Source organism: Streptomyces sp. NPDC060028, from assembly GCF_042736725.1.
Taxonomy (GTDB): Bacteria; Actinomycetota; Actinomycetes; order Streptomycetales; family Streptomycetaceae; genus Streptomyces.
Genome location: NZ_JBHWVJ010000114.1, coordinates 1 through 20,424, shown reverse-complemented (window position 1 = coordinate 20,424; position 20,424 = coordinate 1). Strand labels below are relative to the sequence as shown.

The window sequence follows — 20,424 nt, the reverse complement described above, 5'->3', positions numbered from 1 at the left end:
GAGCCGGGGCGAGGGCCGCCGCGCGAGCGGCCGCTGGCCGGCGCCGGCCGGACAGCGCCCGGAGCCCGGAGCCCGCAGGGGCACCCGGCCTGGCCCCCAGCCGGGACACCTCGGCGCCGGCGGTGTCGGCGAACAGCCTGTCGTCCGGCACCCGCAGTTCGGGCCCGAACAGCGTGGAGACCTGCGGCCGGGGGCGGCCCGTCTGGAGCGCGACGACCTCCCGCAGCACACCGGTCAGCTGGTCCGCCATTTCCTGCGCGGACGCGAACCGACGTCCCGGATCCGGGTCGGTCGCCCGCACCAGCAGCCGGTAGAACGACTCGTACCGCCCGAAGACCTCGATGTGCTCGGGATCCGGCAGCGAATCCGCGAAGACGTTGGTGTACCCCTGGAAGTCGAAGGTCAGGACGGCCAGCGTCCGCGCCACCGTGTACAGGTCCGAGGCGACCGAGGGGCCCAGCTCCGCGACCTCCGGCGCCTGGTAGCCCACGGTGCCGTAGATGGCCGACTCCTCGTCGTCCATCCGGCGCACCGCGCCCATGTCGATCAGCTTCAGCTGGTCCTGCTGCTGGATCGCGTTGTCCACCTTGAAGTCGCAGTACAGGAGGTTCCTGCTGTGCAGGTGGCCGAGCGCCTCCAGCGCCTCGATGCCGTACGCGCAGGCCTGCTCCACCGGCAGCGGATCGCGCCGTCCGTCCGGCCGGCGCCGGTCGTTGGCGATCTCCTTCAGGGACTTGCCGCCGACGTACTCCATGACGATGTACCCGTCCAGCGAGCCGGTCCGCTGGTCCAGGTGCTCCACGAAGTTGTAGATCCGCACGATGTTCGAGTGCTCGATCTCCGCGAGGAAGCGCCGCTCCGATATCGCCGCCGCCATCGCGTCCTGGTCACCGGTGTCCAGCAGGCCCTTGAGCACCACCCACCGGTCCGACACCGCCCGGTCCACCGCCAGGTAGACCCAGCCGAGACCGCCGTGCGCGAGGCAGCCCGCCACCTCGTACTGGCCGTGGACGACGTCACCCGCGCGCAGCTTGGGCACGAAGGAGTACGGGTGCCCGCACTTGGTGCAGAACCCTTCCGTCCGGCCGGGCCGCTCACCGCGCGCGCGGCCCACCGGGGCCCCGCAGTCCGAGCGCGAGCAGAACCGCTTGCGCTCCGGGACCTCCGGGTTCTCCAGCACGGCCGCCGAAGGGTCCGGACGGGGGACTTCCGGCACGCTGACCAGCCCGGCCCCGAGCCGGCTGCGCCCCGAGGACGCGGCCGCCGAGCCCGAACTGCGCACCGACACCGACCGGGTGGACGCGGCGCCGGACAGCGCGCGCGACAGCCGCCCCGACACCGACCTGCGCGAGGACGAGGACCGGGAAGAGCGGGCGGAGCGCGAGGAGGATGCGCAGGAGCGCCCGGAGCGCTGCGAATCGCCGGGGCGCGCCGCGCTGGTCATCGCGGTCGGTACGGACACCAGCTCCTCGGCGCCCGCCGAGACGGCGCCGGCCGGCGCCAGCCCGCAGGTGTCGCAGTACACCTCGCCGCCGCCCATGTCCTCGTACGCCCCCGGGCAGCCGGGGCGAACGCACGCGGTTCCGGTCAGGCTCATGCGTCCTCCTTCCCCGGCCCGCCGGGCCGGTGGTGATCCGGCAGGGGTTGGTGCTGCGGCTGCGGCGGAGCCAGCGACTCGGCCACCGCCCACTGGTAGCGCAGGACGGCCTGCTCGGCGGCCCGCAGGTCGCAGGGCGCGCTCCACAGCATCCGCCGGGCCGTGTCGTACCGCTCGACCAGCAGCGGGTCCTGCGCCATGCCGTGCCGCGCCACCTTCGCCTTGTACGCGTCGAGCCGGCCGCGCAGCTCGGCCCGCACCGCCAGCGGCGCCGTCACCGCTGTCAACGATTCGCGGGCCCTGCGCAGTTCGTCCTCGGCGCGCTCCTCCAAGGACTCCAGCAGCGGCGAGAGCCGGTGCCACCGGGACTGCCGCCGGTGCTCGGCCGCCGCGGCCAGCTCCTCCTGCAGCGCCGTCGGCGGCCCGCTCACCGCGGGCACCTCGGACGCCGCGATCTTCGCGAGCACCTCGCCGCGCGCGGTCCGCGCCTCGGCCAGGGTCCGGTCGGCCCGCGAGAGCACGTCCCGCAGGCTGATCAGCCGCTGCTCGGCGTCCTGCCGTACGTCCAGCACGGCCTCGACCTCCCGGCGTACGTCCTCCAGCGCGAGCGCGGCCCGGTCGTACCGCACCGTGTCGGGACGGCCGCCCCCGGGCGCCGAACTCCCCGCGAGCGGCACCCAGAACGCCAGCGGGTCCGCGATCACCTGCGCCCGCAGCTGCGCGAGCTCGGCGGTGATGGCCTCCAGGTCGTCGCCCGAGGGGTGCTCGCCCGGGCGCACGCCCACCGAGTGGGCCAGCGAGCGGGTGCGGTGCAGCTCGGCGGCGAGCAGGTCGATCCGGGCGGGCAGCGCCGACCACACCGAGTCGGCGGCCACCACCACGTCCAGCGAGCCCGCGTACAGCTCGTTCATCCTGGCCACCAGCTCGGCCAGGGAGAACCGCTCGGCCAGCAGGGCGCCCTCCACCCCGGCCCCGGCGATCGTCACGCCGGGACCGCGCAGCCGGTCGGTCAGCTCGACCAGGTCCTCACGCGTGGGCCAGCGGCGCCGCTCGCGGATCGCCCGGGCGGCGGCCAGTGCGCCGCTGTAGGCGTCGAAGTACGTCCACAGCCGGGTGATGGCCGCGTCGGTGGCCGCCCACCGTTCCTTGGTGACCCCGGTGAGCCCGGCGCCCTCCAGCAGCCGGCGTCCGGCGTGGTCCTGCAGCGCGAGCAGCGAGGTCTCGACGGCCTCGTGCTCCGCGCCCAGCCGGGCCAGCGCACGGTCGACCTCGTCCCGGTCCATCACCGCAGCGTTCCCGAGCAGGGGTCTGACATGGGGCTCCGAATCCGCCACCGGCCTCAGCCGTCCCGGTACTTGGGCTCGGGCGGTCCGCTCACGCCGGGCAGCACGGGCTTGAGGTGGGTTTCGTAGGCCTGCATCCACGGGCTCTGCGGGCCGCCCGCACGGTAGTTCTCCAAGACCTTGTTGACCCGGCGCACCAGGTCGTCGGCGTCCTTCTTCATGGCCACCCCGTAGAACTCCTTGGTGAACGGGGAGCCGACCAGCCGGATCGACGGGTCCTGCGCGGCCTGGCCGGCCGCGAGCGCGTTGTCCGTGATGATGCCGTCGACCTCGCCGAGCTGCAGCCGGACCAGGCAGTCCAGCTGGTTGGGCACGCTGACCGACACCGAGCCGTACGACTCGGACTTGAGGGACGCCTCCGCCGTCGAACCGGCCGCGGTGCAGATCCTGCGGCCCTTCAGGGAGGGGTCGTAGCCGGTGATCGTCGAGTCCTTGGGAACGAGCACCTGCTGCCCGGCCTCGAAGTACGCCGTCGAGAAGGCGACGTCCTCCACCCGCTTGCAGTTGATCGTCATGGTCCGTACGACCACGTCGACGCGGCCGTCCTGGAGCGCGGGGATGCGCTGGCTGGTGGGGATGGCCCGGTAGATGACCGCATTCTCGTCGCCCAGGATGTCCTTGGCTATGGCCTTGACCAGGGCGATGTCGAAACCGTCGAGGTGGCCGTCGACCGGGTTGCGGTAGCCCCACTTGAAGCTGTTCTGGTCCACGCCCGCGACGAGCTTGCCCGCGCTGCGGATCCGCTCGATGGTGGGCCCGTCCACCCCGGACGGGCGCAGGCTCGCCGCCGGGTCCTGGCAGGTGTCGCCGGGCGCCAAGGGGGTGGCCGGGGCCGCCGCCGTCACGGCCGGCCTGTGGATCGCCGAGGGGCGGCCGGTCTCGGGCGCCGCCTGGGCCAGCGGCAGCAGGACGGCCGCGGCCGTCACCGCGCAGGCGGCGGCCATCGCGCTCACCCCGCCCCAGCCGCGCAGCCGGCCCGCGAGCCGCCGTACGCCGGACACCGCGGCCCGCGGTCCGGCCTGGCCCTCGTCTTCGCGCCTCACGCGTGCGTGCATCGCTCTCACCTGTACTCCGAAAGCCTGCGCCCGATGCCGAGCAGAGCCGCCCCCGCGGCGAGGACCGCCAGGGCCGCGGCGCCCGTCACCAGACCGTCCAGCGCGCCGAGCCCGCTGCGGGCCGCCCGGGTGAACTCCGTCTGTTCGTGGGCCACGGCCTGCTCCAGGGAGGCGTCCACCGTGTCGAAGGCGGCCCCGCTGCTGTCCTTGTGGTCCTTGTCCCCGATGACCTGGGGCAGCGCCGCCTGGTAGTCGCCCTTGAGGTCCGTCTCCCGGGCCACCGCGTGTCGCTGCTTCCACTGCTTCACGCCGTCCATCGCGCCCGCGACGGGATCGCGGCCCTCGGCGTCCTCGGCCAGCGCCAGCGCCGTCGCGAGCCCGGCGTCCAGGTCCTTCATGTTGTTCGTGAAGTCCACGTCGTACTTGTCGGACTTGTTGTCCGCGGCCAGCACGGCGCCCCGCGCGATCAGCGTCAGATTCTCGTTGGCCCGCGCCTGGAGCGAGGCGATGCGCGCGTCATTGAGGACCTGCAGCGACTCCTGCCCGTCCGTACGGGCCTGGTTCAGCTCGGCACGGGCGATGGTGTGCCCCACGGCCAGCCACAGGAGCACCACCACCGAGGCGGCGGTCGCGGCGACCAGCCCGTGGTTGAAGACCCGGTTGGTGCGGCGGTGGTTGCGGCGCTGCGCCCATCCCAGGAGGGCGAGAGCGAGCAGTCCCGCACCGATCGAGGCCAGCGGCAGGGAGCGGGCGTCGTCGTAGTCGGTGTAGAGGCGGCCGGTCTCCGCCTCGTAGAGCCGCTGCGCGGCCGGCAGCAGCTGGGTGCTCATCTGCTCGTTCGCGTACCGGAGGTAGGCGCCGCCCAGCGGCAGGCCCTGCTTGTTGGTGGCCCGCGCCTGCTCGATCAGGCCGGTGTACCGGGGCAACTGCTCGCTCAGCAGGGTGATCTGCTTGCGGGAGTCCTCGTCGGCCCTGGTGTTGGCGGCCGCGCTCACCAGCAGCCGCGAGACGTTCGCGATGTCCTTCTCGTACCGGCCGCGGACCTCCCGGGGCTCGGCGGACCCCGCGAGGAAACCGCTGGAGGAGGCCGTGTCGGCGTCCGCGAGGGAACGGTAGATGCTCGCCGCGTCCGCGCTCAGCGGCTGGCTGCGGCCCACGACGTCCTCGGCCGCGAGGACCCGGTCGGAGATCTCCCAGACGGCGACCGACCCGAACAGCAGGATCAGGGCGGCCAGGGCCGCGCCGATGATCCGCAGCCGGCCGGGCTCGGTGGTCGCGGCCTCGCGCAGCCGCTCCACGCCCTCCGCCCAGGCGGTACCCCGCCGCGGCGGTCCGTCGGGCGGCACGGCGACGGCGCCCCCCGGCGCGGGCGCGCGTGTTGTGACAGCCACCGTGACCTCCCCCTCGGTCCTCATTGCACCGCAGCAGTATGGCCGTACGGACGGGTCGGCCACACCACCAGGTGCGGATCTCCTGAGGGCGGCCCCCCGCCACCCTTCACCGTCAATACGTCCTTACGGCCGCCACGGTTCCAGACCTGAGCCACTCCGGGGCGGGTTCACCCGAAATGGGCACGGAGTTTTCCATAGGCCTCGGGTGCGGCCCCGGCCGCGTCCAGCCCCAGCAGCCCGGCGCCCAGCACCGGCGGGGCCGTCACCACCGACACCCGGGCGTGCGGCGCCCGTTCGGCCAGCAGCTCCCCGATCCGCCCGTTCAGCTGCGGATGCCGGGCCGCGAGCACCCCGCCGCCCAGCAGGACGGGCGCCTCCTCGCCCAGCAGGCCGAGCCGGTCCAGCGCCACCACCGCCAGCAGGGCCACCTCCTCGGCCTGCCGCTCCACGATCGCCGTGGCCACCGGATCGCCCGCCGCGGCCACCGCGAACAGCACCGGCACCAGCTCGTGCAGGCGCTGCTGCGCGAGCGTGCCCAGGTGCAGCGCCGCGATCAGCTCGTACACGGAGCCCAGCCCGAAGTGCCCCGGCAGCGCCGCCGCCAGCCCCGTCGGGCCGCCGCGGCCGTCCTCGGCGCGCGCCGCCCACCACAGGGCCTCCCCGGCCAGGCCGCCCCCGCCGCCCCAGTCGCCGGAGATCTGCCCGAGTGCCGGGAAGCGGGCCGTACGCCCGTCGGGGAGCATGCCCACGCAGTTGATGCCGGCCCCGCACACCACGGCCACCCCGCGCGGGCCCCGGGCCCCCGACAAGGCTCCGGTTCCCGTTCCCTTTCCGGTTCCGGTTCCCGTTTCGATTCCCGGACCGGGACCCGTCTCGGTCAGCCCGGCCCGCAGGATCGCGAAGGTGTCGTTGCGCACCTCGGTGGCCGGGGCCCAGCCGCGCGCCCCGATGGCCTCCGCGAGCTGTCTCTCCTCCACCGGCAGGTCGGCGTTGGCCAGACAGGCCGCGACCCGGTCGGCGTACGGGGCCCCGGGCGCGAGCGGTGCCAGCCCGGCGGCCGCGGCCGCCTCCGCGACGGCCCGCCCGAGCCCGTCCACGGCCGCCTCGATGCCGACCCGGGGCGGCTGGAAGCCCCCCGAGCGGCCGGTGCCGAGCACCGTGCCGTCCGCCGCGATCAGCGCCACGTCCGTCTTGCTGTTGCCCGCGTCCACGGCGAGAACGGCGGGCCGGCTCATGCCCATGGCAGGTGCTCCTTGTTGTGCGCCAAGAGCCGGTCCGTCAGCCCCTCGGCGAGGTCGAACTGCCCCACCAGCGGGTGCGCCAGCAGCGCCTTGAAGACCCGCTCGCGCCCGCCGCGCACCGCGGCGTCCAGCGCGAGGTCCTCGTACGCGCTCACGTGCGCGATCAGCCCGGAGTACAGCGGGTCCAGCCGGGGCGCCGCCATCGGCACGGGTCCGGACCGGTCCACCCGGGCCTGCACCTCCACGACCGCGTCGTCCGGCAGGAAGGGCAGGGTGCCGTTGTTGAGCGTGTTGACCACCTGCACCGAAGGCCCCCCGTCGCCCAGCAGGGCCGCCGCGAGGTCCACGGCCGCCTCCGAGTAGAAGGCGCCGCCCCGCTTGGCGAGCAGTTCCGGCTTCTCGTCGAGCGCGGGATCCCCGTACAGGCCGAGGAGTTCGCGCTCCATCGCCGCGACCTCGGCGGCCCGCGAGGGCTTCGTGCCGAGTTCCCGGACGACCTCGTCGTGCGCGTAGAAGTACCGCAGGTAGTACGAGGGCACCACGCCGAGCCGGTCCAGCACGGCGCGCGGCAGGCGCAGGTCCCCGGCGATCGAGTCGCCGTGGGCGGCGAGCAGGCCCGGCAGCAGGTCGTCGCCGTCGGGGCCGCCCTTGCGGACGCCGAGCTCCCAGGTGAGGTGGTTGAGCCCCACGTGGTCGAGGTGGATGTCGGCCGGCGTCAGGTCCAGCAGCTTGGCGAACCTGCGCTGGAAGCCGATGGCCACGTTGCACAGCCCGACGGCCTTGTGTCCGGCGCCGAGCAGGGCGCGGGTGACGATGCCGACCGGGTTGGTGAAGTCGATGATCCAGGCGTCCGGGTTGGCGCGCCGGACCCGCTCGGCGATGTCGAGGACGACCGGGACGGTGCGCAGCGCCTTGGCGAGCCCGCCGGCGCCGGTGGTCTCCTGGCCGACGCAGCCGCACTCCAGCGGCCAGGTCTCGTCCTGCAGCCGGGCGGCCTGCCCGCCGATGCGCAGTTGGATCAGTACCGCGTCGGCGTCCGCCACACCCGCGTCGAGGTCGGAGGTGGTGGTGATGCGGCCCGGGTGGTCCTGCTTGGCGAAGATCCGCCGGGCGAGGCCGCCGATGAGCTCCAGCCGCTCGGCGGCCGGGTCGATCAGGACCAGCTCGCTGATCGGCAGGGTGTCGCGCAGCCGCGCGAAGCCGTCGATCAGCTCGGGGGTGTAGGTGGAACCGCCGCCCACCACTGCGAGTTTCATCGTCACTACTAGCCTTTCACTCCGGTCAGGGTGACTCCCTCGACGAACGCCTTCTGGGCGAAGAAGAAGAGGACGATCACGGGTGCCATGACCAGCACGGTCGCCGCCATGGTGAGGTTCCAGTTGGTGTGGTGGGCTCCCTTGAAGGATTCGAGCCCGTAGCTGAGGGTCCAGGCGGCCGGGTTGTCGGAGGCGTAGATCTGCGGGCCGAAGTAGTCGTTCCAGGCGGAGAAGAACTGGAACAGCGCGATGGCGGCGATCCCCGGCCTGGCCATCGGCAGGACGACGCGCAGCAGGGTGCGGACCTCGCCGCAGCCGTCGACCTTGGCTGCGTCCAGGTACTCGTCGGGGATGGTCAGCAGGAACTGGCGGAGCAGGAAGATGGAGAACGCGTCGCCGAAGGCCATCGGGATGATCAGCGGCCAGAGCGTGCCGGACAGGTCCAGCTGCTTGGCCCAGAACAGGTACATCGGGATGACGACCACCTGGGGCGGCAGCATCATCATGGCGATCACGAGCAGCAGCGAGAGCCGCCGCCCGCGGAAGCGGAACTTGGCGAGCGCGTAGGCGACGGGCACCGAGGACACCACGGTCAGCAGGGTGCCGACCCCGGCGTACAGCAGCGTGTTGCGCCACCAGGTCAGGAAGCCGGGGGTGTCCCACACCTTCGTGTAGTTGCCCCATTCCCAGGTGCGCGGCCACAGGTCGCGGGTGAGGGCCTGCTGGTCGCTCATCACGGAGGTCAGGAAGAGGAAGAGGAACGGCAGGACGAAGAAGAGGGCCGCCGCGATCCCGAGGGAGTGCACGGCGATCCAGTGCAGCGCGTCCTTGCGGCGCGCGGTGCGGGCGGCGCGCGCGGAGCCGGAGGCGTTGGAGGATCCCGGACCCCGTCGGCCGCGTGCCGTGCGGTCCGTACGTTCGGTCAGCTGGGTCATGGCGTTCAGTCACCTGCCTCGATCAGCCCACCGCGGCGGCGCATGAGCAGCGCGGTGAAGACCATGGAGAGGGCGAACAGCACGAGGGCGACGACACACGCGGTGCCGTAGTCGAAGCGCTGGAAGCCGAGGTTGTAGATGAGCTGGGGCAGGGTCAGCGTGGACTTGTCCGGGTAGCCGGGCTCGGACTGCTGGCCCGAGCCCGCGATCACGCCCGCGGCCACCTTCCCCGCCACCAGGGGCTGGGTGTAGTACTGCATGGCCTGGATGACCCCGGTGACCACCGCGAACAGGATGATCGGGGAGATGTTCGGCAGGGTGATGTGGCGGAAGCGCTGGAGCGGCCCGGCTCCGTCCAGCTCGGCGGCCTCGTACTGCTCCTTGGGCACGTCGAGCAGCGCGGCCATGAAGATGACCATCAGGTCGCCCACCCCCCACACCGCGAGTGCGGTGAGCGCGGGCTTGGACCAGTCGGCGTCCGTGAACCAGCCGGGCGCGGGCAGCCCGACCGCCTCCAGCAGGGTGTTCACCGGGCCGGTGCCGGGGTTGAGCAGGAAGACGAACGCCAGGGTCGCGGCCACCGGAGGGGCGAGGTAGGGCAGGTAGAACAGGGTCCGGAAGAGCCCTGCCCCCGTCTTGATCCTGGTGATCAGCAGGCCGATGCCGAGGCCGAAGACGACCCGGCAGGCGACCATCACCACGACCAGCCACAGGGTGTTGCGCATGGCCGGCCAGAACAGCGGATAGTCGCCGAAGACGTACGACCAGTTGTCCAGGCCGTTGAAGACGGGCGTGCGGAAGCCGTCGTACTTGGTGAAGGAGTAGTACACGGTGGAGACGAGCGGGTAGGCGAAGAAGACGCCGAACCCGATCAGCCAGGGCGACATGAAGGCCGCCGTGCGCAGTGCCGACCTGCGGCGCTTGGAGCGCAGCGGATCCGCGCCGGGGGACGCGCCGCTCGTGCGGGGAGGGGTGAGGGTGCCGGTCATCGGGCTACTTCGCCTTCGCGATGTCCGTGTCGATCTGCTGGTCGGTCTTGGCGAGACCGGCCGCGATGTCGGGGACGTCGCCCTTCTCGACCGCGTACGCGAAGTCCTGGAAGGTCAGCTGGTAGGTGCCGCCGTCGGCCTGGGCCGGGGTGGTGTTGGACTTCGCGTGCTTGGCGATGTCGATGAAGGTCTTGAACTCCGGGGTGACCTGGAGCCTGGGGGAGTCCAGCGCGGCCAGAGTCGAGGGCACGTTGTGGATGGCGTTGGCGAAGTCCACGACCGCGTCGGTGTCGGTGGTCATGTACTTCACGAGCTCCCAGGCCGCGTTCTGCTTCTTGCTGCCGGCGGCGATCCCCATGATGGTGCCGGCCAGGTAGCCCTTGCCGTAGTCGGCCACCTGGTCGTCCGGCACGGGCATCGGGGCCGTGCCGACCTCGAACTTGACCCCCGCCGCCTTCGCCATGGCCGCCCGCCACTCGCCGTCGATCTGCATGGCGACCAGGCCCATGTGGAAGGGGTGTTCGCTGCTCCACTCGTCGCCGAAGGTGTTGCGGAACTTCTCCAGCTTCTCGTAGCCGCCGAGCTTGGCCACCAGGTCCTTCTGCGCCGTCAGCATCTTCGCGAAGGCGGGGTCCTTGGCCAGGTTCGACTTGCCGTCGGCGTCGAAGTACGTGGGGCTCCACTGCGCGGCCAGCCGCATGGGAGTGGTCTCGTAGCCGTGGTAGGTCGGCATCACGCCGAGCTGCTCGTAGCCGTCCCCGCGGGCCACCGTGAGCTTCTGTGCGTCCTCGGCGAACTGGCTCCAGGTCATGGGCGGTTCGGTGATGCCGGCGGCGGCGAAGGCGGTCTTGTTGTAGACGAGGCCGTACGCGTCGTTGAGCAGCGGCAGCGCGCACTGGTTGCCGTTGAACTGCGTGTACTGGAGCAGGGTCGGGGGGAAGACCTTCGTCTTGTCGATCCCGGACTTCTTGAGGAAGGGGGTGAGGTCGGCGAAGGCGCCGGTGTTGCAGAACTTGCCGACGCTGTCGGTGGTGAAGGAGGACACGACGTCGGGGGCCTTGTCCCCGCCCGCGCGCAGGGACTGGTTGATCTTGTCGTCGGTCATGTTGCCAATGACGTCGACCTTGATGTTCGGATGGGTCTTCTGGAACCGCGCGATGCTCTCCTCGATGGCCTTGACCTCGTCGGGGGCGGACCAGCCGTGCCAGAAGTTGAGGGTGACGTCCTTGTTCGGATCGTCGGCGGCCTCGGTGCCGCTCTGGCCCGCACACGCGGTGGCGAGTACGGATATCGCGGCGAGTGCGGTGGCTGCGGCGGTCAGGCGGCGCGTTCTGGGCATGGCGGTGTCACTCTCTGCGGGGGGACTTTCCGGAAGGAGCGTTGCAGAAGAAACGGAACGGGCGGGTGGCGGGCGGTGCGGTCAGCGTCGCGAGGTGTCGAAGACCTCTTCGCGGGTGGCGGCGAGGGCGCTCTCCAGCGCCCCGCGCAGTACGGGCCGTTCCCGTACCTCGCCGGTCACCAGGCGGGGCCGGGACGGGGCGAGGTCGGCGAGCTCGGTTTCGATCAGCTCGCGCAGCGGCTCCCCGCCGGCGGTGGTCACCGCGCCGGAGAGGACGACGATCTCCGGGTCCAGTACGGCCACCACCGCGGCGAGACCCGTCGCGAGCGCGGTGGCGTACGCCTGGAGCAGGCGCAGGTTGGCCCCTTCGGGTTCGGCGGCGGCCCGGGAGAGGAGCGCGACGGCCTGTGCGACCTCCGCCCCGGACACCGGCCCGTGCACGGCCCCGTGTTCGGCGCCGGACCCGGCCCCGGAGGCGGGCACCGGCGGCACCGGGACCCCGAGCCCGGCGGCGAGCGCGGGCAGCACCTCCATGCCGGCCAGGTCCTGGTAGCCGCCGCCGTTCTCCCGGACCACCTGCCTGGCCAGCGGACGGCCCGGAACCGGCAGGAAGCCGACCTCGCCCGCGCCTCCGGTCCAGCCGCGGTGCAGCCGGCCGCCGATCACCAGGGCGGCGCCGAGGCCCTCCTCGTTCCAGAGCAGGACGAAGTCGTCGTGGCCGCGGGCCGCGCCGAGCCGCTGCTCGGCGATCGCGGCGAGGTTCACGTCGTTCTCGTACTCCACCGGCATCGGCAGGGCAGCCGCCAGCTCGTCGAGGAGGGTGGGGGACTGCCAGCCGAGGAGGTGGTCGGCGTAACGCAGCACCCCGGAGCGGGGGTCGAAGGAGCCGGGGGTCGCGATGACCAGCCGGTGGATGTCGGAGACGGGCATCCCGGCGTCCTTGGCGGCTTCGCCGAGGGCCCGGGTGACCTGTTCGACCGCGCCGGTGCCCTCGGCGTACGGGAGCTCGTGGCTGCCGACGACCTCGCCGGTGAGGTCGGCGACGGCGGCGAGGATCCGGCCCGGGGTGACGTCCAGGCCGGCGACGTGGGCGGCGCGCGGGTTGACCGAGTAGAGCTGGGCGTTGGGGCCGGGGCGCCCGGCGGCGGTGCCGGTGGCGACGACCAGTCCGGCGGCCTCCAGGCGGCTCAGCAGCTGGGAGGCGGTGGGCTTGGAGAGGCCGGTGAGCCTGCCGATGCGGGTGCGGGACAGGGGGCCGTGCGCCAGCAGCAGGTCCAGGGCCGCGCGGTCGTTCATGACGCGCAGCAGACTGGGCGTTCCGGGGGTGGTTCCGGGTGTGGTGCCGGGCATAGGGGTGTCTCTCTCACTCGTCGACATCGCGTCGCCGTACGTCGTGAACTGTTAGGTAAGTTTCCTATTGCAGTTTGAGCTGTGTCAATGGAACGGCGCAAACACTGCTGCCCCCGCAGGAGAACCTGCGGGGGCAGCGCGTAGCGACGGTGCCCCGAAACGGGGCGTACGGGACTACTTGGATATGCGCGGGCCCGTTGAGGCCGACGGGATCTGCGCGGCCGGGATCGGGGTCGCGGCCAGGGACTGCGGAGAGGACGGGTTCGCCAGCGCCGACGGCGGGGCGACGGAGGTCGCGGGGTCGGCCGGTGCCGCGTCCTCGCAGTCGTCGGCGACCGGCGCACCCCCGATGATGCGGATGCCCGCGGAGTCGAAGGCCTCCTTGATGCGCCAGCGCAGCTCCCGCTCCACCGCGAACTGCTGGCCCGGCATCGTCTTCGCCGACACCTTCACCGTCATCGAGGCCAGCAGCACCTCGTCCAGGCCCAGCACCTCCACCGGGCCCCACAGCCGCTCGTCCCACGGGGACTCCTTGGCCAGGCCGTCGGCGACGGCCCGGACCACCTCGCGGATGTGGGACAGGCTCTCGGTCGGCCTGACCTGTACCGCCACGCCGGCGGTGGCCCAGCCCTGGCTGAGGTTGCCGATCCGCTTGATCTCGCCGTTGCGGACGTACCAGATCTCGCCGTTGTCCCCGCGCAGCTTGGTGACGCGCAGGCCCACCTCCACGACCTCGCCGGAGGCCACCCCGGCGTCGATCTTGTCGCCGACGCCGTACTGATCCTCAAGAATCATGAACACGCCGGAGAGGAAGTCCGTGACCAGGTTCCGGGCGCCGAAACCGATCGCCACACCGGCCACACCGGCGCTCGCCAGCAGCGGGCCGAGGTTGATGTCGAGCGCGCCGAGCACCATCAGGCCGGCCGTGCCGAGGATCAGGAACGAGGCCACCGAGCGCAGCACGGAACCGATCGCCTCGGAACGCTGGCGCCGCCGCTCGGCATTGACCAGCAGCCCGCCCAGCGCCGTGCCCTCGACAGCCTCCGCGCTGCGGTTCATCCGCGTGATCAGCTTGGTCAGCGACTTGCGCACCACCGACCGCAGGGCGGCCGCGATCACGACGATCAGCAGGATCCGCAGGCCGAGGTACAGCCATCCGGCCCAGTTCTCCTCGATGAAACTGGCGGCGTTGGTGACGTTCTGATGCGTCTCCCTCAGCGTCGTGGTCGCGTCCGGGGTGTCGGCTGCGAGGGGAAGCAGGGCGGCATGCCAGGGCACGGAGGGACCTCCAGATGTAGCGACCTGCCCGCGGTAGGGGTGTACGGGCAGAGCATCCACACTAACGGGGCATTGCCTTGACTCTGTTGCCGTGCCCCGGGAGAGGCCGGACCCGCCCGGGGACGGCGCCGCCCCACGATCCGGGTGTGGTTGAAAACACCTCGGACCCGTTACGGGCGCGTGGTGGCGCTTCGACCTGCCGTAAGGAGAGACTGGAGAGCAGATCGTCCCGGCGCGAGCCACGCGCCGCCGACGTACAAGGAGGCAGTCCGTGCCGCACGTCCTGGTCCTCAACGCGTCGTACGAGCCCCTCGGCGTCGTACCGCTCCGCCGCGCGCTCGTCCTCGTCCTGGAGAACAAAGCGGTCTCCCTGGAGGAATCCGGCGCCTTTCTGCACAGTGCGACGAGAGCCGTCCCCGCGCCCAGCGTGGTCCGGCTCAAGCGCTTTGTGCGGGTCCCCTATCGGGGGCCCGTTCCGCTCACCCGGCGCGCCCTGTTCGCACGCGACGGCGGCCGGTGCATGTACTGCGGCGCCGTCGCCACCAGCGTCGACCACGTGATCCCGCGCAGCAGGGGCGGCCAGCACGCGTGGGACAACGTCGTCGCCGCGTGCCGCCGCTGCAACCACGTCAAGGCCGACCGGCACTTGCTGGAGCTGGGCTGGCGGCTGCGCCACCAGCCGGCCCCGCCGTCCGGGCTGGCCTGGCGGATCATCGGCACGGGCCACCGGGACCCCCGTTGGATGCCCTACCTCCAGCCGTACGGCGCCGACGACGCCCTCGACCGCATCGGCGTCGCCGCCTCCTGACCGCGTGCCCGTGCGCGCCCGTGCCGTCCTACGGAGCGACCGCGCGGGCCTCGGCCGCGTACAGGCTGCAGCCGAAGCGGGTCGCCCGCACGTCGCAGGTCACCCGGACGAAGCGGGTCCCCGGGGCGTCCATCCGTACGGAGTCCACACCGCCCCGGGAGGCCACCGTGGCCGCCGGCAGCCAGGTCACGCCGTCCGCGGAGGTCTCGACCCGGTACGCGGACGGGTACGCCTCCTGCCAGTGCAGCGTCAGCAGCCCGACGCGGGCCGGGGCCGGGAGTTCGGCCTGCCACCACGCGCCGTCCACCGGCGGCGAAGACCAGCGGGTGGCGGGGGAGCCGTCCAGCGCCGCCGACGCCGGGAACTGTGCGCTCTCGTCCGCCGAGGAGGAGGCGCGGGCCGAGCGCAGCAGGTCCGCCCCGCCCGTACGGGCAACCGCCCGGACGGTCAGCGTGCGGGACTCCCCGGCGAAGGTCACCGGGACCCGGTAGGTGCCCGGCGGGGTCGAGGCCGGGACCGTGACCTCCACCGGGATGGACACCTCGGTGCCGCGCGGCGCCTTCGCCTCGGCCGGGAGCCGCACCTCGATGCCCGGCGGCGGCGCCGCCGAGAGCGGGCCCCGGACCTCGCCGGGGCGCAGGGCCGCGAGCTGTGCCGGCACCCGCTGCGGCGCCCCGCCGATCTCCGCGTCGGCGGCGTCCGCCAGTTCGAAGCGGGCCTGCGGCCCGTCCGCGAGCCACGGCACCACATGGTGCACGGCCGGGGCCGCTCCCGCCCAGGTCAGCCGTACCGCGTCGGCCCGCAGCCCGCCCGTGTCCGCCTGGGTCCACCCCGCGGCCGCCGCCTGCGCGACCTCGCGCCAGCCCTCGCCCGGCACGTGCGCCTCCACCGTGCCCCGGGTGCCCGGCGGGAGCGGGTCCGTCATCACCGTCACCGCCGACACCGGGCGCACCGCGTCCAGCCGGACCGTCCACGCGTCCGGCTCGTGGGACACCGTGCCGGTGGGGCGGGCCGCGCCGGTCCACGCGTCCGCCGCCTCCGTCGCCTTGGCGAGGAACGGCTCCAGGACCGCGCCGTCCACCCGTACGTCGCCCGGCTCGGTCAGGGCCTTGCGGGCCGCGGCCAGGGCCTGGGCGGACCGCCACGCCGCCGCGCCGTCCCCGCGGGCCTGGGCCTGGAGGACGTCCAGGGCCAGTTCCCCCGCCGCCCCGTAGCGCGACAGTCGCGACAGCCACGGCGCGGCCTCCGCGGAGAGCCCGGGCAGCCGCTCCGGGGCCTCGCGCAGCACCCGCAGCGCGGCCCGCAGCCCCTCGCCCGCGGCCGGGTTCCCGGCGGCGCGGGCCTGCCAGAACTCCTCCACCAGCGGGCGCAGGTACGCCGACTCGGGCAGGGCCAGACCCGAGGACACGGTGTTCCCGGCCAGCGCGGCCAGGGCCTGGCGGGTCCGGGGATCGGGCCCCGCGAGCTCGGCCACCGCCGCCGACCAGGACTCGCCGGCCCGGTAACCGCGCGGGTTCCAGGCGAAGTCGGCCGCCGTGAACAGCGGGATGCGTGACAGCGTCCCCTGCGGCATCGCGTTGGCCAGCACCGCCGCCGATCCGCTCGCGACGGCAGGGTCCCGGCCGGCGTACGGGCCGAGGAAGATCCGGCCCGGGTCCCAGTCGTTGACCGGGTAGTTGTCCATGGTGACCAGCGGATGCCCCAGCGCCGAGCGTGCCACGGACAGTTCCTTCCCGGTGATCGTGCGCGGCACCACGCCGACCCCCGTCCAGGCCACCTCCACCCGGCCGGGCAGCGCGGCGGCGAGCGCCGTCCGGTAGGCGGTCGCGCCCTCCTGGAAGTACTCCGTCGGCAGCAGCGACAGCGCGGGCGCCCCCGGATGGCGGTCCGCGAGGTGCGCCGCCAGCTCGCCCGCCACCTCCGCGTGGGCCTTCGCGGCGGCCGCCGGGCCCTTGCCGTACCGCTCCCGGTCGGCCCGGCAGCCCCACTCCGTGTAGCTGACGTCCTGGAACTGCACCTGGAACGCCCTGAATCCCAGCTCCCACATCGCGTCCAGCTTGCGGGCGAGCGCCGCCCGGTCGGCCGCCGAGGACAGGCACATCGCCTGCCCGGGGGCCACCGCCCAGCCCAGCACCACCCGGTTGGCGCGGGCCCGCCCGGCCAGCTCCCGGAACTCCTCCCGCTGCTGCGGCGGGTACTCCTCCCGCCAGTCCGCGTTGCGGTACGGGTCGTCGCCGGGCGCGATCAGCAGCCGGTTCTGCTTGGTGCGGCCCATGAACTCCACCTGCGCGAGCCGCTGCTGCCGCGTCCAGGGAGCGCCGTAGAACCCCTCGGTGATCCCGCGCACGGGCGCCGTCGGCCAGTCCCGCACGCGCACGCCCGGCACCTTGGCGGCGCCCGGCGCGAGCAGGGCGCGCAGCGTCTGGGCCGCGTGGAAGAGCCCGTCCTCCCCGACGCCGGCCAGCGCGACCGTGTCCCGGCCGTCGGCCCGGCCCGCGGCGAGCCGGTAGCCCCCGTCCGGCAGGTCTCCCGCCTCGGCCGCGCCCAGGGCCCGCAGGGCCCGTTCCGCGTCCGGTCCCTGGAGCCGTACGACGGTGCCCCGTTCGGGCAGCGCCGCCCCGGGTGCCCGCTCGTGCAGGGTCCGTACGCCCGCCCCGCGCAGGGCCTCCCGTACCACCTGGGCGGCGTACGGGTCGGCGTCCGCGGGCAGCACCAGCACGGCCTCGGCGCCCAGCGGCACCGCGCGTGCCGGGTCGGCGGTCATCGACTGCGGCCGCGGCCACACCGCCGGGCCCTCGGCGGCGGCTCGCACCGGATCGGAGCCGGGGTCGAGCACGGGTCCGGGCGCGGCCCCGCCGGTGGGGCCCGAGGGAGGCGCGGCCGGGGCGGTGGGCACCGCGAAGGCCCCCGGCGGGCCCGCGGCCGTGGCGCCGCCCAGCAGGGTCCCGATGACGGCCATGGCCGCGGCCGTGGCCCGCTTCTTGCCCCTGAGCTGCACGGAGCCTCCTCGTCGCGAGTCGTCCCCCGCTCGTACGAATGAGCCCGAGCCCACCACCCGTGCGGGCGGGGTGTCAACGCGGGTGGGTGATCTGACCGGGATACGTCAGGAATGCGGTGCGGCCGACTGGGTATGGCTGCGGTGTTCTCCGGCGTTGTTCCATGGTTCTGACCGTTCCTCACGCACAAAGGAGTGCCCGACCGTGAACACCGCCGCCCGTGCCGAACAGCCCGCCGCAGAGACCGCCGACCCGACCCGCCGCCCGCTGCTCGCCCATCTGCCCGTGCAGGCCGGGCCGGACGAAGGACCCCTCACCAGCGAGCCCCCGCTCGCGGGCTCCGCGCAGGCGCCGCTGACCAGCGAACCCCCGCTCGCCGACGAGGCGCCGCTGACGAGCGAGCCGACCACCGCCGCCGCGGCCGCAGCCGCGGGGGACCAGACCTAGACAGGGATTCGACACATGGACGACCTCGACCGGCTCGCGGCCCTGCACGGCGTCGCCACCACCTACCAGCCCGCCGAGGACGTCACCGTCCGGGTCCCGCAGGCCACCGTCCGATCGGTACTGGGCATGCTCGGGGTGCCCACCGCCACCGCCGAGGACATCCGGGCGGGTGCGGAAGCGGGCGAACGCGCGGCGGCCGCACGGCTGTTGCCGCCCGCGCTGGTGTGGTGGGCCGGGTCGGGGCCGCCCGTGGAGCTGGCCGGGCTGCCGCCCGGGACGCGGACCCGCCTGGAGCTGGAGGGCGAGGAGCCGGGCGGCCGACAGCCCGGCCGGGTGCCCCCGCTCGGCGTGCACCGGGTCCACGTCGAGGCCCCCGACGGGCGCACCGGGACGGCCGCCCTGATCGTGGCCCCGGACCGGGCCCCGGCCGCGCCGGAGCGGACGCACGGACTGCTCGTCCAGCTGTACTCGCTGCTCTCCGAGCGCTCCTGGGGCATGGGCGACCTCGGAGACCTGGCGGAGCTCGCCCGCTGGGCCGGTCGCACCCACGGAGCCGGCTTCATCCAGGTCAACCCGCTGCACGCGGCCGTACCCGGAACCCCGACCGACCCGTCCCCCTACCGGCCATCCTCCCGCCGCTTCCCCGACCCGGTGCACCTGCGCATCGAGGACGTCCCGGAACACGCGCGCTGCCCCGACCGGCCGGCCCTTGCGGAACTGGCCTCCCGGGGGGCCGAGTTGCGCCACGAGGTGCTGGAGAAGGGCGCCCTGATCGACCGGGACGCGGTGTGGGCCCTGAAGCGGGCCGCCCTGGAGCTGCTGTACGCCGTACCGCGCACCGCCGAACGGGAGGCGACCTACCGGGAGTTCCGCGCCGCGCAGGGCCCCGAGCTCGACGGGCACGCGGCCTGGTGCGCGGCCGCCGCGGGCGAGGACCCCCGGGAGCGGGCCGACTTCCACCGCTGGATGGTCTGGCTCGCCGACACCCAGCTCGCCGCCGCCCAACGGGCCGCCCGGGAGGCGGGCATGGCCGTCGGCATCGTCCACGACCTGGCCGTCGGGGTGCATCCGGAGGGCTCGGACGTGCGCACCGCACCCGAGGCCTACGCCGCGAGCGCCACCGTCGGCGCCCCGCCGGACGCCTTCAACGCGCGCGGCCAGGACTGGGGACTGCCGCCGTGGCGGCCCGACGTGCTCGCCGCCACCGGGTACGCGCCCTTCCGGGAGCTGCTGCGCGGGGTGTTGCGCTACGCGGGCGCCGTGCGCATCGACCACGTCATGGGGCTGTTCCGGCTCTGGTGGATCCCGGAAGGGGCCCCGCCCGCCGAAGGCGCGTACGTCTCGTACGACGGCGAGGCCATGCTGGCCGTCCTCGTCCTGGAGGCGCACAGGGCGGGCGCCCTGGTCATCGGCGAGGACCTCGGGACGGTGCAGCCGGGGGTCCGTCAGGCCCTGGCCCGGCGCGGGGTGCTCGGTACTTCCGTGCTGTGGTTCGAGCGGGACTGGGCGGCCGGCGCGGACCCGCTGGAGCCGGCGGCCTGGCGGGCCGACTGCCTGGCCACCGTCACCACCCACGACCTGCCGCCCACGGCCGCCAAGCTCGCCGGGGCGCATGTGGAACTGCGCGACCGGCTCGGGCTGCTGACCCGCCCCGTGGAGCGGGAGCGCGCCGAGGACGCAGCGGACACCGCCCGGTGGCTGGAGGTGCTGGAGGACCTCGGCCTGGACACCAAGGGCGAGGAGGCCGCCGTACGGGCCCTGTACGGGTTCCTGCTGCGCACCCCGGCCCGGCTGGTCGGTGTGTGGCTCCCGGACGCGGTGGGCGACCGGCGGCCGCAGAACCTGCCGGGCACCTGGGACCAGTACCCCAATTGGCGGCTGCCGCTCGCCGACGGGGAGGGCCGGCCGCTGACCCTGGAGGCGCTGGCCTCCTCGCCCCGGGCGAACGCCCTGCTGGGCGCGGTGCGCGACGGCGCGGGGGGGCGCGGGTGACCCCGTACGGCACCCCCGGGCGCGCGGGTCGTTTAGGTGTTCGCTACGTTTGCACCGTGGACAAGAAGAACGCTCTGCGCGCCGGCGCCGTCACGGCCGGAACGACGCTGATGATGCTGCTGATGACGTCTCCCGCCCTGGCGCTGACCCGCGACGACGGCGACGACCCGGGCCCGGGCCTGAGCATTGGCGAGACGCTCGGCCTGTACGTGGCCGCGCCGATCGTGCTGTTCCTGGTCATCGCGGGTCTCGTGATGGTCGGCGACAAGTCGCGAAAGCAGCAGAAGGAAAGCTGACCCTGCGGGTCCGCTCCTGCTGAACCGAATACTTCCGGGGCGGGCGGGGGGGGCACTGCACCCCCCCCCCCCCCCGAGGTTTAAAAACCCCCCCCCCCACCAGAAGGGGGC

The 20,424-nt window shown here is 73.8% G+C and carries 16 protein-coding genes; 4 read left to right on the top strand and 12 right to left on the bottom strand.

The annotated features are described in order from the left end of the window. From ACFWBF_RS34010 to ACFWBF_RS33960, 11 genes are all read right to left on the bottom strand, one after another. Positions 1-1,597, bottom strand: a 1,597-nt coding sequence (locus ACFWBF_RS34010) for a serine/threonine protein kinase (RefSeq protein ID WP_385608560.1), incomplete at its 3' end; no start/stop codon positions are given. Then, positions 1,594-2,880 carry a hypothetical protein gene (locus tag ACFWBF_RS34005; RefSeq protein ID WP_385608558.1) on the bottom strand — a complete coding sequence of 429 codons (1,287 nt, stop codon included), beginning with the start codon at positions 2,878-2,880 and terminating at the stop codon, positions 1,594-1,596. The genes ACFWBF_RS34010 and ACFWBF_RS34005, both read right to left, overlap by 4 nt. A gap of 56 nt (positions 2,881-2,936) precedes the next feature. Then, positions 2,937-3,995 (bottom strand): glutamate ABC transporter substrate-binding protein, encoded by a 1,059-nt coding sequence (locus tag ACFWBF_RS34000; RefSeq protein ID WP_385608556.1) that lies wholly within the window; start codon positions 3,993-3,995, stop codon positions 2,937-2,939. 5 nt (positions 3,996-4,000) lie between these two features. After that, positions 4,001-5,410 carry a hypothetical protein gene (locus ACFWBF_RS33995; RefSeq protein WP_385608554.1) on the bottom strand — a complete coding sequence of 470 codons (1,410 nt, stop codon included), beginning with the start codon at positions 5,408-5,410 and terminating at the stop codon, positions 4,001-4,003. 143 nt (positions 5,411-5,553) lie between these two features. Then, the gene (locus ACFWBF_RS33990; RefSeq protein WP_385608553.1) at positions 5,554-6,627 is read right to left on the bottom strand and encodes an N-acetylglucosamine kinase; all 1,074 of its coding nucleotides are present in this window, start codon (positions 6,625-6,627) and stop codon (positions 5,554-5,556) included. After that, on the bottom strand, positions 6,618-7,883 hold the full coding sequence (locus ACFWBF_RS33985; protein WP_385608551.1) for a 6-phospho-beta-glucosidase: 1,266 nt from the start codon (positions 7,881-7,883) through the stop codon (positions 6,618-6,620). The genes ACFWBF_RS33990 and ACFWBF_RS33985 overlap by 10 nt, the downstream gene beginning before the upstream one ends. A gap of 8 nt (positions 7,884-7,891) precedes the next feature. Continuing rightward, positions 7,892-8,818, bottom strand: coding sequence for a carbohydrate ABC transporter permease (locus ACFWBF_RS33980; RefSeq protein WP_385608549.1), 927 nt, complete (start codon positions 8,816-8,818; stop codon positions 7,892-7,894). Between the two features lie 5 nt (positions 8,819-8,823). Then, entirely contained in the window at positions 8,824-9,807 is a 984-nt protein-coding gene (locus ACFWBF_RS33975) for a carbohydrate ABC transporter permease (protein WP_385608547.1), read from the bottom strand. A gap of 4 nt (positions 9,808-9,811) precedes the next feature. After that, positions 9,812-11,146 carry an ABC transporter substrate-binding protein gene (locus ACFWBF_RS33970; protein ID WP_385608545.1) on the bottom strand — a complete coding sequence of 445 codons (1,335 nt, stop codon included), beginning with the start codon at positions 11,144-11,146 and terminating at the stop codon, positions 9,812-9,814. Between the two features lie 81 nt (positions 11,147-11,227). After that, positions 11,228-12,496: an ROK family transcriptional regulator gene (locus ACFWBF_RS33965; RefSeq protein WP_385608544.1), complete on the bottom strand. Its 1,269-nt coding sequence runs from the start codon at positions 12,494-12,496 to the stop codon at positions 11,228-11,230. 174 nt (positions 12,497-12,670) lie between these two features. Further along, the gene (locus tag ACFWBF_RS33960) at positions 12,671-13,774 is read right to left on the bottom strand and encodes a mechanosensitive ion channel family protein (RefSeq protein ID WP_385608542.1); all 1,104 of its coding nucleotides are present in this window, start codon (positions 13,772-13,774) and stop codon (positions 12,671-12,673) included. Positions 13,775-14,045: 271 nt separating this feature from the next. Between ACFWBF_RS33960 and ACFWBF_RS33955 the strand changes: the two genes are divergently transcribed. After that, the gene (locus tag ACFWBF_RS33955) at positions 14,046-14,582 is read left to right on the top strand and encodes an HNH endonuclease (RefSeq protein WP_385235763.1); all 537 of its coding nucleotides are present in this window, start codon (positions 14,046-14,048) and stop codon (positions 14,580-14,582) included. Positions 14,583-14,610: 28 nt separating this feature from the next. Here ACFWBF_RS33955 and ACFWBF_RS33950 read toward each other — a convergent pair whose 3' ends face one another. Then, positions 14,611-17,580, bottom strand: a complete 2,970-nt coding sequence (locus ACFWBF_RS33950) for a beta-N-acetylglucosaminidase domain-containing protein (RefSeq protein ID WP_385608540.1) — start codon at positions 17,578-17,580, stop codon at positions 14,611-14,613. A gap of 202 nt (positions 17,581-17,782) precedes the next feature. Between ACFWBF_RS33950 and ACFWBF_RS33945 the strand changes: the two genes are divergently transcribed. From ACFWBF_RS33945 to ACFWBF_RS33935, 3 genes are read left to right on the top strand one after another with little or no spacing between them, the layout of a single operon-like run. Further along, positions 17,783-18,025: a hypothetical protein gene (locus ACFWBF_RS33945; protein ID WP_385608538.1), complete on the top strand. Its 243-nt coding sequence runs from the start codon at positions 17,783-17,785 to the stop codon at positions 18,023-18,025. Between the two features lie 15 nt (positions 18,026-18,040). Next, positions 18,041-20,017 carry a 4-alpha-glucanotransferase gene (gene malQ / locus ACFWBF_RS33940; RefSeq protein ID WP_385608536.1) on the top strand — a complete coding sequence of 659 codons (1,977 nt, stop codon included), beginning with the start codon at positions 18,041-18,043 and terminating at the stop codon, positions 20,015-20,017. A 56-nt stretch (positions 20,018-20,073) separates the two neighbouring features. After that, entirely contained in the window at positions 20,074-20,313 is a 240-nt protein-coding gene (locus ACFWBF_RS33935; RefSeq protein WP_385608535.1) for a hypothetical protein, read from the top strand. Positions 20,314-20,424: the final 111 nt, after the last annotated feature.

Bases quoted from the DNA above. Each gene is read 5' to 3' on its own strand.
- ACFWBF_RS34005 (WP_385608558.1), bottom strand. From the start codon at position 2,880: ATGGACCGGGACGAGGTCGACCGTGCGCTGGCCCGGCTGGGCGCGGAG.
- ACFWBF_RS34000 (WP_385608556.1), bottom strand. From the start codon at position 3,995: ATGCACGCACGCGTGAGGCGCGAAGACGAGGGCCAGGCCGGACCGCGG.
- ACFWBF_RS33995 (WP_385608554.1), bottom strand. From the start codon at position 5,410: ATGAGGACCGAGGGGGAGGTCACGGTGGCTGTCACAACACGCGCGCCC.
- ACFWBF_RS33990 (WP_385608553.1), bottom strand. From the start codon at position 6,627: ATGGGCATGAGCCGGCCCGCCGTTCTCGCCGTGGACGCGGGCAACAGC.
- ACFWBF_RS33985 (WP_385608551.1), bottom strand. From the start codon at position 7,883: ATGAAACTCGCAGTGGTGGGCGGCGGTTCCACCTACACCCCCGAGCTG.
- ACFWBF_RS33980 (WP_385608549.1), bottom strand. From the start codon at position 8,818: ATGACCCAGCTGACCGAACGTACGGACCGCACGGCACGCGGCCGACGG.
- ACFWBF_RS33975 (WP_385608547.1), bottom strand. From the start codon at position 9,807: ATGACCGGCACCCTCACCCCTCCCCGCACGAGCGGCGCGTCCCCCGGC.
- ACFWBF_RS33970 (WP_385608545.1), bottom strand. From the start codon at position 11,146: ATGCCCAGAACGCGCCGCCTGACCGCCGCAGCCACCGCACTCGCCGCG.
- ACFWBF_RS33965 (WP_385608544.1), bottom strand. From the start codon at position 12,496: ATGCCCGGCACCACACCCGGAACCACCCCCGGAACGCCCAGTCTGCTG.
- malQ (WP_385608536.1), top strand. From the start codon at position 18,041: ATGGACGACCTCGACCGGCTCGCGGCCCTGCACGGCGTCGCCACCACC.